Source organism: Microcoleus sp. POL10_C6 (genome assembly GCF_036701585.1).
In the GTDB taxonomy this organism is placed as follows: domain Bacteria; phylum Cyanobacteriota; class Cyanobacteriia; order Cyanobacteriales; family Microcoleaceae; genus Microcoleus.
The window spans coordinates 1-13249 of record NZ_JAUBRB010000007.1 but is presented as its reverse complement, the minus strand read 5'-3'; the positions used below and the strand labels follow the sequence as shown (position 1 = coordinate 13249).

Annotated in this window: 9 protein-coding genes; 2 read left to right on the top strand and 7 right to left on the bottom strand. The window is 45.3% G+C overall.

The genetic code is table 11. From position 1 onward, the window contains the following. Positions 1 to 223 precede the first annotated feature (223 nt). Positions 224 to 580 (bottom strand): STAS domain-containing protein, encoded by a 357-nt coding sequence (locus QUA34_RS05765; RefSeq protein WP_333082737.1) that lies wholly within the window; start codon positions 578 to 580, stop codon positions 224 to 226. A 181-nt stretch (positions 581 to 761) separates the two neighbouring features. Next, positions 762 to 1919 (bottom strand): glutamine-hydrolyzing carbamoyl-phosphate synthase small subunit, encoded by a 1158-nt coding sequence (gene carA / locus QUA34_RS05760; RefSeq protein ID WP_333384754.1) that lies wholly within the window; start codon positions 1917 to 1919, stop codon positions 762 to 764. A gap of 410 nt (positions 1920 to 2329) precedes the next feature. On the opposite strand from carA, the gene QUA34_RS05755 reads away from it, so the two are divergent. Beyond that, complete coding sequence (locus QUA34_RS05755) at positions 2330 to 2974, top strand: retropepsin-like aspartic protease (protein ID WP_333322097.1); 645 nt, start codon at positions 2330 to 2332, stop codon at positions 2972 to 2974. Here QUA34_RS05755 and QUA34_RS05750 read toward each other — a convergent pair. Continuing rightward, positions 2971 to 3147, bottom strand: a complete 177-nt coding sequence (locus QUA34_RS05750) for a hypothetical protein (protein WP_333384751.1) — start codon at positions 3145 to 3147, stop codon at positions 2971 to 2973. The genes QUA34_RS05755 and QUA34_RS05750 overlap by 4 nt on opposite strands. Continuing rightward, entirely contained in the window at positions 3144 to 4259 is a 1116-nt protein-coding gene (trpD, locus tag QUA34_RS05745) for an anthranilate phosphoribosyltransferase (protein ID WP_333322099.1), read from the bottom strand. Before trpD ends, QUA34_RS05750 begins: the two co-directional genes overlap by 4 nt. 875 nt (positions 4260 to 5134) lie before the next feature. Here trpD and QUA34_RS05740 point away from each other — a divergent pair. After that, entirely contained in the window at positions 5135 to 8116 is a 2982-nt protein-coding gene (locus tag QUA34_RS05740) for a PAS domain S-box protein (RefSeq protein ID WP_333322101.1), read from the top strand. A 185-nt stretch (positions 8117 to 8301) separates the two neighbouring features. Here QUA34_RS05740 and QUA34_RS05735 read toward each other — a convergent pair whose 3' ends face one another. The 3 genes from QUA34_RS05735 to QUA34_RS05725 all read right to left on the bottom strand — a co-directional run. Beyond that, on the bottom strand, positions 8302 to 10071 hold the full coding sequence (locus tag QUA34_RS05735; RefSeq protein ID WP_333322103.1) for an adenylate/guanylate cyclase domain-containing protein: 1770 nt from the start codon (positions 10069 to 10071) through the stop codon (positions 8302 to 8304). Further along, complete coding sequence (locus QUA34_RS05730) at positions 10068 to 10463, bottom strand: response regulator (RefSeq protein WP_333384746.1); 396 nt, start codon at positions 10461 to 10463, stop codon at positions 10068 to 10070. Before QUA34_RS05730 ends, QUA34_RS05735 begins: the two co-directional genes overlap by 4 nt. A gap of 641 nt (positions 10464 to 11104) precedes the next feature. Next, a partial coding sequence (locus QUA34_RS05725; protein WP_333384743.1) for an ATP-binding protein occupies positions 11105 to 13249 on the bottom strand: 2145 nt, incomplete at its 5' end.

Genomic DNA, 13249 nt, shown 5'->3' with positions numbered 1-13249 from the left:
AAAGGCTTTTTACCAGATCGGGATGCTCTAATTTTTATACCATTTTTTCGCGTGTTTGCCACACATATTTTACTGCCCATCCACCGAAACTCTAAGCATCGGGGAAATAGCGGCTGGCGCGTGTCGCAGCTTCTGGGAAAATCGGTATTATTTTACCCGCAAAAAAATAAAAATTTGCTATCCAGCGTTGAGAACCGGATAGCTAATTTAATCCACTTTGGCGTCAAGCATCCTTGACGTTTTTTACCGCCTCATCAACCGAAGGCTGCAAAGACAAAAATTTCTCTAAGCGAACCAGTTTAACAGTCTGAGTTACGCGGGGATTTGAGACAATTTGCAATGTCCCTTCCAAGGTTTGGGCTTTTTTGACAAGTTGCACAAGTGCGCCCAAGCCTGAACTATCCACAAAGTCTATCTGAGACAAGTCCAAAATTACGTGTTTTGGGCCGTCGTCAATACATTTGCTTATTACCTTCCGAAAAGTGGCCTCAGAAAAAGCGTCCAGCAGGCCCGTCAGGCGAAATAACTGACAGTTATTCCTGACTTCGCGAGTGCCTCTGAGGCTAACGGTCAGGGTCAATGACTCAGAAATGACACCCTCCTAGCTAGATATGGCTTAAAGTCGAGGCTTCATTATAGGAGTTTTTTGGTTTTTTGTCTACAGTTTTTTAGTTATGAGTCATTAGTCATTAGTCATTAGTCAGAAGCGATCGACACAAACAGCCTCTGATGACTACTGACTAATGACTGCTGAGTGCTGACTACTTACTGCTGGCTACTTTCTGATTGTCTCGCATTGACTGCACGAATCGATCAAATAAATAGTCGGCGTCGTGCGGGCCCGGACTGGCTTCTGGGTGGTACTGCACTGAGAACAGTGGCAGAGTTTTATGCTTCAATCCGGCTACGGTGCGATCGTTCAAATTGAGATGAGTAATCTCTACTTCGGGGGCTAGGGAATCGGGGTCGATCGCAAAACCATGATTTTGGCTAGTAATTTCTATTTGCTCAGTTAAACCCGCTGGATGATTCAATCCCCGATGGCCGAACTTAAGTTTAAAAGTTTCTGCACCCAAGGAAAGTCCCAAAATTTGGTGTCCCATGCAGATGCCGAATACGGGTTTGTCCGACTTTAATAAAGCTTTCGCAGTCGCTATCCCTTCCGTTACCGCCGCCGGATCTCCAGGGCCGTTGGACAGAAAAATGCCGTCCGGGTTGTATTTGAGAATTTCCTCCGGCGACGTGTCAGCGGGGACAACGATGACCCGACACCCGTAACTCGCCAGACGCCGCAGGATGTTGCGCTTGATCCCAAAGTCTAGCGCTACCACAGTCCACATTTTGCCGTTAGCAGGTTTGACTGTAGGACTGAACTCCCAAACCGAGTCCGTGGCTTCAGACCACTCGTAAACCTCGCGAGTGGTGACTTCCTGGACTAGATTCAGCCCGTCCATGCTGGGGGCGTCTTGCACTAGCTCCAAAAGCTCTGCCTGGTCGAGAATCGTGGTCGAAATGCCACCGTTGATCGCTCCCACCGTGCGAATTTTGCGAGTCAGGGCGCGGGTGTCGATCCCGTAAATTCCGGGGATATCGTACTGTTTCAGGTAGTCTTGCAGAGATTGCGAGCAGCGCCAGTTGCTGGGGCGGCTGCATACGTTCCGGGCGATCGCACCCCGAATTTGCGGGCGCGAGGATTCTTCGTCTTCGAGATTTACCCCGGTATTGCCCAATTCTGGATAAGTAAAAGTTACAATTTGACCGCAATAGCTGGGATCGGTCAATACTTCTTGGTAGCCCGTCATTCCCGTATTAAATACTACCTCGCCAACGACGGTGGCGTCAGCGCCAAACGACCAGCCGCGGTAAGCAGTACCGTCAGCCAGGACTAGGAGAGCGGGTTGTGCAGTTGAAAGTGACATGGCATCCTTAATTACTTTCGTTTGGTTTCATTCTTACCACTGCCAGGGATTTGATGCTAGTCGGCAATATACAGATATTATTTTAATTTGTGCAAGGGTTCGGAAAAGCAAGGCACTTATGCCGCAGGTAATCAAAAAGCAGCAATACAGCAGTTCTCAATCTTGGTGAGGTATGCCCTATGCCTTATGCCCTATGCCCTATGCCCTATGCCCTATGTCCTATGCCCTATGCCCGCTTATAAAGCGTGTACCTCATGTTACTGAGAAAGGCTATAAGTGCGTGCAAATTTTCCATCTCCCCCGCGCCAGCAATTTATCTGCAAGCAGCTTAGGAGGCGGGCGGAAATTCTATATCTATACCAAAAGGCAGTTGTCGCTGTTACGATCGAGCTACAGCGTTTAACGAAACTATGGCTAGTAAATCACCCTTGCCTTTACTCTCAAACTCAAAAAAGCCTCTACCGATCCCTCAAAACCTGCGCCAACCTTTACTGGTTTTAGCAGGGGTTATTTCTCTGAGCAGTTCAATTTTAGTAGGGAGTGTTGCCAACTCCTCGCCAGCAGTGGCTCAAGAAAGTGAGGGATGCTTCATGCGGAGCTCGTCAGGCCGAACCGTCAACCTCAGCCAATCAGTCTGCGGTTTTCTCCCCAAAGAATTGACTCCCCCCACTTCGGCGGCGGCAAAGTCGGGAGTGTTTCAGGCAAAAATCAAACGCCGAGAGGCTAATATCCCCGTCATAGAAGTCACGTTTAACGGCAAACAAAAGTTCGAGATGATGGTAGATTCTGGAGCTAGTGGCACAGTAATTACACCAGCAATGGCTAAAGCCTTGGGCGTTGTTCTCCAGGGAACAGTGCAAGCACAAACTCCCAACGGAGTGGCTACTTTTCCCCTCGGTCGCCTGAGCTCTATGGAAGCAGGTGGTCTGGCAGTTAACAATGTAGTTGTCGCAGTCTCGCCGTCGCTAGATATCGGACTGTTGGGTCACGACTTTTTTGGTAATAAAGATGTGACTATTAAGCAAGATGTCATTGAATTTCGAGCGCGCTCTTAACAAGAACGAAGGAGGGAGAGGGAAGAAGTAAAGAAAAATGGAAAATTAAATAATTTTTCTTGTGGGTTAGTTAAAACAAAAAATTCCTTCTTCCTTCTTCCTTCTTCCTTCTTCCTTCTTCCTTCCGTTACATCCGTTGCAAAATCCGTTGGCGAACTTCCTTCTTCCTTCATTTCAAAAACTCAATCAACTGCTGCAACTTCAACCAAGATTCGCCGCTCCATAAAATCTCCTTAGCCAGAGAAACTCCTGCTGCGTGAGAACCCATAGGAATTGCACCTCCCACCTGAAAAGCTAAAGACGCATTCAAAGCTACAACATCCATTTGCGCGCGCGTACCTTTCCCTTGCAAAATGTTCCGCAAAATCTCGGCGTTTTCCTCAACATTTCCGCCTTTTAATGAGCCGATCGCACTTGGTGTCAATCCTACCTTTTCCGGGTCTAAAGTAGTGAGTTCCACTTTGCCATCAGACAAAACCGCCAAATCAGTCACATCACCCAAACCCGCCTCGTCCAATTTTTCTCTGCCGTGAACGACTAAAGCTAACTCAGTCCCCAACTCGCCCAAAGCTTGAGCAATAGTTGATACCAGAGTAGGATCGAACACCCCGATTATCTGCCCTGTAGGGCGCATAGGATTGACAAGGGGCCCTAATAGGTTAAAAATAGTCCGCACCTTCAAAGTTCGCCGGAGCGGCGCTACAGCCTTAAGTGCGGGATGCCACCCAGGGGCAAATAAAAAGGTGATGCCCACAGAGTCTACCGCAGATCTTACCTTCGCGGGATCGGCGTTGAGGTTGACTCCGAGTGCTTCCAACACGTCAGCAGAACCCACTTTGCTCGATGCGGAGCGATTTCCGTGTTTGGCGACTCGAACTTTGCCGGCGGCGGCCACAAAAGCTACAGCAGTGGAAATGTTAAACGTGGAAGCGCCGTCGCCACCTGTGCCGCAAGTATCAATTAATTTGAGATTGGAGATTGAGGATTTGGGATTGAAAATGCTCTCTGATTCACCTGCAAGCGACTGAGAATGCAATACCTGAGCCATTCCTGCCAATTCTTGGGCTGAGATGCCTTTGGCTTGGATGGCCGCTAAAATGGCTCCTGAGAGGACGGGGGGAATAGCTTCGGCTAGCCATCCCTGCATCAAGTCGGCTGCTTGGGTGCGTGAGAGAGATTGTCTGTCTAATAGTTGTTGCAGGAGGGCTGGCCACACAGGAGAATCCGGCGTCTGGGTTGAAGCAGGGGATAACTCTGGCGTTGCTAGTAGAGGAGAATTTGTCATTTATTAGTTTTTAGTCAAATTTAGCTTGATCGAGCTTTGTGGCCAAACCGAGAATCGATCGGGATTTTACCAGACTTGCCGACCACATTTTGCGCGATCGGGCCCCGATTTTTGCTCAAATGCCAGCACCGCTACAGAATTTTTCCGCCCGCAGTAGCAGAATATGAATTTTTTGATACAACAATTACCCTATTGTTGTGCCAACTTTACATAGAAACCCCAAATCGTACAACTGCTAGCAGTCTGCTGTATTATCTATCAGCAATAATACTTAACACTAACTCAGAGCAGCCAAAGACCGATAAAAGTTTCCGAGAGGAGTTCTGGAGACCAAAAAATTTTAGACATTAGGGAGCCCAAGATTCATCTGTGGAGTCAATTCTTTAATCTAAAATCTAAAATCTCAAATCGATTGACAGCAAGGACAGCGAGCGTTTAGCTCTTGCAGGCGGGTTTGTGGCATTGGGCAAGAGTCGATCGTCGTACTCTCACCCAAATCCTAAAAATAGGATCTTGCGGTTGTAGAAGTCGCTGCCTTTTATTGTAAGAACATCCTTGCTACTAACTTATTTCAGGGTATTCAACTGCTAATATATTCAGGGAGATTTCAAGGAGCGGGTTTTGCTCGAACACCTGCACCGCAAGCCGATCGATGTGCCAATGCGATCGTGACAGCCAGTCAAGCATCAAATAAATACGGGATTAGCTAAACTTTCCGCAACTATCACTAATAACTAACAGTCCAGTAGGACAGATGAATAAACACACTCGTCTCCGGCTGCGATACACCATCTTTCAGCCTAAATAACGGCTCAAATTTAACAGGCGGTAGACCAAAAATATTCAACTCACACACAAGAGCAGGGTATTCACAAGTGGGAAATCAAAAATTAGGAAATAAAGCGATAGAATGCCTGAATGTCGCGGAGGCACTGCACCAAATGGAAGCAAAATATTATAGTATGTTTGAAAATGCTGTGTCGGGTATTTTTCAAACAAGCCAATCCGGTCGCTACATCAGCGCTAACCCAGCTTTGGCTCGCATCTACGGATATAATTCCGCCGAAGAATTAATGGGCTGTCTGACTGATATCAGCGATCAGCTTTATGTCAATCCCGATCGGCGCGATCAGTTTGTTTCTGCTTTGCAAGAACAGGGCATCGTATCGGATTTTGAGTCGCAGATTTATCGGCGGGACGGAACAATAATTTGGATCGCTGAGAATGCGCGCGCTGTCTGCGATGAAGCAGGAAAATTGCTCTACTACGAAGGTTTTGTAGAAGATATTACCCAGCGAAAGCAAGCAGAATCTGCACTTCGAGAAAGCGAAGAACGCCTGCGCTTAATAATTGAAGGCGTTAAGGATTACGCTATATTCATGTTAGATCCTGAGGGGTATGTAGCTAGCTGGAATTCTGGTGCAGAACGCATTTTGGGATACAGATCTCATGAAATAGTCGGCAATAATTCGGAGTGTTTTTTCACTAAAGAAGATCTTGAAATCGGCAAGCACAAAGAAAAATTAATCCTGGCGGTGGCAGAAGGTCGATACGAAAATGAAGGCTGGCGGCTTCGCAAAGACGGATCGCGATTTTGGGCGAATATTATTGTTACTCCTTTGCGCGATGAAAGGGGAAAGTTGCAGGGCTTTTCTCAAGTAATGCAGGATATTACTGAGCAAAAGCGGGCGGCTGAGGAAAAGATGCAGTTGATTGCTTCTTTGCAGGCGTCGGAAAAAAAGTTTCGCACTTTGTACGAATCGACGACTGATGCGGTAATGCTGCTAGATGAAGAGGGTTTTTTGGATTGCAATCCGGCTACTTTAAACTTATTTGGATGCAGCACTGAGTCGGAGTTTTGCGGCAAGCATCCTTCGGAGTTCAGCCCGCCGTTGCAACCGGATGGACAAGATTCTAGGAGTCTTTCTCAAGAGCGAATTAATACGGCTCTGCGATCGGGAAATTGCCGTTTTGACTGGCGGCACCGTCGTTTGGATGGTTCTGAGTTTCCGGCGGAAGTGCTGCTAACTTCTATGGATATCGGCGGCAAAATAGGGCTGCAAGGCGTGGTGCGCGATATCACTTATCGGGTGCAGGCTGAGGAAGCCCTGAAGCAGGCTAATGAGGTATTGGAATGCCGGGTTAAAGAGCGGACAAGTCAGTTGGAAGAGGCTATTAAAAAGTTGAGTTTATCGGAAGAAAAGTTTTCTAAGGCTTTTCGATCGAGCCCAGATCCGATGATTATTACTACTTTTGCTGAGGGTCGTTTTATTGAAGTTAATGATAGTTTTCTGTCGATGACTGGTTACGATTTAGAAGAAACGACCTGGAATACAGTACCGGGGTTAAATATTTGGGTAAGGCCTGAAGACAGACTTAATTTTAGGCGAAGTTTGCACGAACAAGGTGTTGTTCGCAATCAGGAATGCGAGTTTCGGATGAAGTCGGGATCTGTGGTGGTATGTTTGCTGTCAGCAGAGTTGATTAATTTGGACGGCGAACTCTGTATGCTGGCGGTGATGACGGATATTACCGATCGCAAACACGCCGAAGAAGCCCTACGGGAAAGCCAGCGGGCCTTGGCGACGCTGATGAGCAATTTGCCGGGAATGGCCTACCGTTTTCGCAACGATGCCGATCGCAGTATGGAGTTTGTCAGCGAAGGTTGCTATCAGTTAGCCGGCTATTCTCCTGAAGAATTTATCGGCACTCGGCAAGTTTCTATATCGGAATTGACTCACCCGGACGATCGTGAGAATTTGTGGAATGCCGTGCAAGTTGCTTTGCAAGAAAATCGACCCTATCAGCTAAATTACCGAATTACTGCTAAAAATGGCGAATTAAAATGGGTTTGGGAGCAAGGTTTGGGAGTGTTTTCCGACTCGGGAGAATTGATAGCTTTGGAAGGGTTAATTACTGACATTTCCGAGCAGAAACGCAGTGAAGAAGCTTTGCGGCGATCGCAAACAGAGTTAACCCAACAAAAACTTCAACTTGAAAATACTTTGCACGAATTGCAGCAAACTCAAGCTCAATTGATTCACACTGAAAAAATGTCTACTCTCGGTCAAATGGTAGCCGGTGTTGCTCACGAAATTAACAATCCCGTTAGCAGCGTTTGCGGCAATCTCGTTCACGTCGGCCACTACACGGAAGATTTGCTGAATTTGCTCGATATGTACCAGCAGCACTGCCCGCAGCCGCCGGCAGCAATTCAAAATAAAATTAAGGATATCGAATTAGAGTTTCTGCTAGAAGATTTGCCGAAAGCGATGTCTTCGATGCAGGTTGGGGCCGATCGCATTCGGGAAATCGTGCGATCGCTCAGAAATTTCTCCCGCAAAGATGATTCTCAAATGAGCAAAGTTAACCTGCACGAAGGGATTGAAGGAACGTTGCTGATCCTGCAAAGCCGCCTGAAAGCCAGAGGCAACTATCCCGAAATTGCAGTAATTAAGGACTATGGAAATTTGCCTTTGGTTGAGTGTTATGCTGGGAAAATCAATCAGGTATTTATGAATTTGATCGGAAATGCGATCGACGCGATCGAGGAATACAACGAAGGGCGTTCAGTTGCCGAAGTCAAAGCTAACCGCAGCAAGATTAAAATTAGGACAGAAGTCCAAAACTCCCATGCTGTAATTAGGATTTCTGACAACGGCCCCGGTATGCCCGAAGAAGTTTCCCAGCAGTTATTCGAGGCTTTTTTTACCACCAAACCCGCCGACAAAGGCACCGGTTTAGGCCTGTCAATTTCCTACAAAGTTGTCCAAGAACACGGTGGCAAACTTAGCTGCGTGTCCGCACTCGGCCACGGAGCCGAGTTTATCATAGAATTGCCGATCGAACAACCGTAGTCAGCAGTCATTAGTCATTGGTTATTGGTTATTTGTGACTGTTGGCTGTTGACTGATGACTGTTGACTGATGACGCTCGATCCCTAACCAATGACTAATAACTAATGACTAATGACTAATAACTAATAACTAATAACAACTGACAAATGCCAACTGCCAACTAACAACTACCAACTGCCAACTAACTACTGACACCTTTCCCAATAAATTCGAGCCACCTTATCCCCCGGATTTGGCCCCAAACAATCCGCAAAAAGTCCCGCAGCTTCCCTAAAATTATTCATATTGTACAAAGACAAAGCCTCAGTAAATAGTTGCAGAGTCGCTAACTTCCCCGCTTTAACTTCCGGCAAATCCGCATCGAAAACTTCATAAACAGTCACCCATTCAGACTTACCCTTAACCTGAACTTTATCAATTACCCTAATTCCGTAATCAGCAGGATTTGTCAAGCGATCGAAAGTCTGCTGAGTAATTAACAGCGACACCCCGTAATTCTTCGTCAAACTTTCTATCCGAGAAGCCAAATTAACCGCATCGCTAATCACAGTACCCTCCATGCGGCTTTTTCCGCCCACTATACCCAGAATCAAAGAACCAGTATTGATTCCCACCCCAATCTCAACTGGCACATAACCCACAGAAGCGCGATCTCGATTGTATTCAGCCAGAGTATGCAGCATCGCAATTCCGGCTTTCACAGCATCATCCGCCCCCTCACTAAACAAAGCCATAATTGCATCGCCAATATACTTATCAATAAACCCCTGATTTTCCACAATCAGCGGTTCCATTCGACTCAGATAAGAATTGATAAATTTGAAATTCTCTTCCGGTGTCATCTTTTCCGAGAGAGTAGTGAAATCGCGGATGTCAGAAAACAAAACTGACATTTCCAACTCCACCGCTTCTCCCAATTTAATATCAACAATACTATCACATCCCAAAAAAGCTAAAAACTCATTGGGTACAAAGCGACTTGTCGCCTCCGCAATTTCTAATTCTGCATCCAGTGAAAGTTCCAAATTGCAATTGACCTCAAAGAGATCCTCAATGAACTTTTTGCGTTCTGCCTCAGCTTCTTGGCGTTCCGTGATATCTTGAAAAGTGTTGATAGCATAAACAATATTTCCTTGTTGATCGTAGATTGGAGTAGCGAATATCTCTAAGGGAATAATCTTGTCGCCTTGATGAACTTCTGCATCGTCAGCCGTAGCACTTTCCCCCTTCAAGGCGCGCACGATGGGCAAATTTTCCGTAGGATACTTTTGATTTGTGCCTGCTTGATAGAGTTGATAAACCTCTGACAATTCCTTGAAACTGGTATCCGGCACAACTCCTTTACCCAATATCTCTTTTGCTTTCCGATTAATGTAGTAAGGTTGGCCGTCCGCATCTAGGACACCCACACCAATCGGCATTGCTTCCAAAAACTGCGTCAACCGATTTTCATCTTCGTGTAGTTTAGCAATGAGTAGGGTTTGCTGGCTGTTTAACTCGGCAAACTCCTGATTTATTTGCTGGAGTTGGGCATATTGTTGTGCGAGTTGCTGATGTTGAAGATAACTATTTAGCGCTTCTCTAACCGTCAATTTCAAGTCTTCAGCTTGCCAAGGTTTAGTAATATAACGATATAAGTTGGCAGAGTTAATAGCATTGGCGATCGCCCCAATATCTGCTTGTCCTGTCAGCATAATTTTTATAGTTTTAGGCGAAATTATATGAGCCTGTTTTAACAGCTCATCTCCCTTCATTTCAGGCATAATGTGGTCGGAAATAATTAAAGGAATTTCATCCCCATCCTCTAGCAATTCTTCAATTAACTCTAATGCCTCTTGCCCACCTTCAGCAATTTCGATTATATAATCATTGCCAACAGCCTCTTGCAGTTCTGCTTTAAGACTCCTGAGTACAGTTTTTTCATCATCAACACAGATAATTACCTGTTGGCTCATAGTTTAGATAAACCAGATTTAATCGTTTCTAGTAAATCGGATTCCAACCAAGGTTTAGATAAGCAACAATGAAGGTTAGCCAGTTTTTTGGCTCGATCAATTGCTACTTCATCTGCTTGACCAGTCAGCATAATTTTAATAATATGCGGGTGTTTTTTGTGAATGCGAATTAGTAGATCATCTCCCTTAATGCCGGGCATTAACCAATCCGAAATAATCAGAATCACGTGGGTTTGTTCGTCAGAAAGTTCGCTGATTACATCTAAAGCCTCCTCAGCATCTTCGGCTGCTTCGTAGGTGTAGACATTGCCAAATTCTGCTGCTAGCTGCGTCCTGAGACTGTCTAATACCATTCTCTCATCGTCAACGCACAAAATAACTGGTTTAGACATCTATTTTTTCTCCTTTTTACTTGTTATTAGTAGCAAAAGTAGTCACAGTAGTAAAGTGTATTAGTCGACCCCATCTTATCTTAAGATGTCACAAGTCAACGGCTCGCCAAATCCTCTCCCCCTCCCCAGTCGCCGAAACCAAGCAATTTATATGCGTAAGCATAACGCATTGTAGTGCTGTTTTACATCCGTTTCCTGTGGAATCCAACTTATTGGCATCATAACGCTTTAACTTTTAAAATCCTCCCAGTTGGGTAGATTGCAGGTTGGGTGTAACTGACATCTTGCACCATTCTCAAGAACAGGCTTTCCGGCCTGTTCCACGAGAGATAAATTTTTTTGTGGAACAGACCGGAAAGCCTGTTCATAAAAGGTTTATTGACAATGGTGCAAGATGTGAGGTGTAACCAAGTAAAACCCGACCTACTTACTGCTTTATATCGTTGGCGAGATCCTTCACCTGCTTATACCAATTTAATGTGAAATTACATATATTTCGAGCCCCCTCGCATCCCCCTTAATAAGGGGAGTAGGGGTTGACTTTGACCAAGCTCTTGTCCCCCCCTTAGTAGGGGCGGTGCCCCCGTGCCCGCCCCTACTAAGGGGGATCAGATTCTATGCAGCCTCATATAAAATTGGTATTATACACCGCTCATTGGCAGGAAAACATTAAATGTAGTTTGATCCGGAATTGATTCGACTTCAATTTTTCCCTGATGCTTGTCAACAATCTTCTTCACAATATCTAGTCCCAATCCGCTGCCTTCTCCTGCGGGCTTAGTAGTAAAAAATGGGTCAAATATTTTCCCTTTTATTTCTTCGGGTATCCCCTGGCCGCTGTCGCTAATGCTAATCTTAGCCTGGTCATCTTGAGCAGTTAACTCAATTGTTAACGTGCCTCGATAATCCATGGCTTGCAAAGCATTGTGAATTAAATTCGTCCAAACTTGATTGAGTTCGTCGGGATAGCACAGTATCGGCGGGATTTCGGCATAGTTTTTGATGACCTCAACTCCCTGTTTCAGTAGATTCTGATAGAGGGTTAAGATTGTTTCAATACCTTCTCTGATACTGGCTGCTGTTTTTTCGCCAGACTGTTCGTAGCGGGCATAAGTCTTCAATGCAAAAACTACTTTTGATGCTCTATCTGTAGCTGTGCTGATAGTAGCAATACCTCTTTTTAATTCAGAAATTTTGTAGGCGATTTCTAGGATATGTAAACTATCCGATCTTTGCAATAAAGGGACAAAGGTATCAATTTCATTATAAACCCCCATGATCACTAGGCGATCGGCTACGGTATCGGCACTGTCAATTCCTAATTCTTCCAGTTGGCTTCTCAAAGCTCTCTTCAATTTGCGTTCTTCTTTGGTTGATAAGCTTGCTTCTTGTTGGAGGGAACGCTGAAGTAAACTCAAAAAATTCTGTGCTTCTTCTGGAGAGAGAGATTGAAAAAGTGCGGGCAACTGTTCTAAAGTTTGATTCAAGAACTTAGAAACATTTCCTGCCGACGAGCGAATTGCACCCAGGGGAGTGTTAACTTCGTGGGCAACTCCTGCCACAAGTTGTCCTAAAGCTGCCATTTTTTCTGATTGAATCAATCCTTCTTGGGTGGCTTCGAGATTGCTTAAAGCTTGCGATAATTCTTGGGTGCGTTCTTCTACTTTTGCTTCTAAGTTGGCATACAGTTGGGCATTTTCTATGGAGATGGCAGCTTGGGACGCTAAGATATTTAAGACTGCCAACCGATCGGGAGTAAAGGCATTTGTAACGAGATTATTTTCTAAGTAAAGAATGGCGATCACCTTTCCTTGATGTTGAATCGGCAGACACAAAACCGACTTGGGTTGATGCTGGATGATATAAGAGTCAGCAGCAAAGGTAGCCTCAATCGTCGCATCATTAATTACCAAAGTTTCTTGGGTGCGCGAGACATAGTTAATAATCGCGATCGGAATTTCGTTAGAGTCAGCAACGGGAGTTGAGTGCAGGTTGCACGATTTACCGATCGCACATTGAGCCGCGACGAAGAAAGAATCTTTTTCTCTCAAAATCATAGATCCTTTTTCTGCTCCCGCATTCTCAATCATCACTTGCATCAAAGTGGAGAGCAACTTATCGATGTTGATTTCTCCTGAAAGTGATTGAGATGCTTTGATTACTGTTACCAAGTCCAGAATGTGTGAAACACCTGAACTGGTAGTGGCAACAGTTGCCGTCATCATTTGGGCAAGTGTATGACCTCTCTTTAAGCTCGTTGTAGGGTGAAAAATAGGCGCCAGTAATTGGAGATAGCGCTTTTCTAAATCCTCAACTTTTGCCTGGGTTCCCCAGCGTGCATAGGCGTAGTAAGCATCAGTTAGGTAGACTTGGGCTATTTTTTCTTTTCCCCAGCTTAAATAGAATTTTGCTGCCAGCTCATTGCTAAGTGCTTCTTCGTTAATGTACTGATTTTCTTTAGCGAGTTTAATGGCGCGATCGTAATCATCCATCGCCTCCATATTTTGACCTAAAACTCGATGTCGTTCAGCCTCTACTAAATACCATTTATGCAAATAATTCATGGGAGCATTTTGCGCCCACTGATGCAGCGTGCTTTGATGGGTTTCCACCTGGGCGAGAATTTCAGCTTGCTCGCTTTCTGGCTGTGTGGGAAAAAGTGCCAGGTGGGTGAGGGCGGCATAAAAATGAAAAATGGGAACAAAAACCGATCCCGATACTCCCATCAAATACTGTTTGACTTGGGTAATGTTTTCTAGGGCAGCCGTGTAATTCCCATAGCAGTA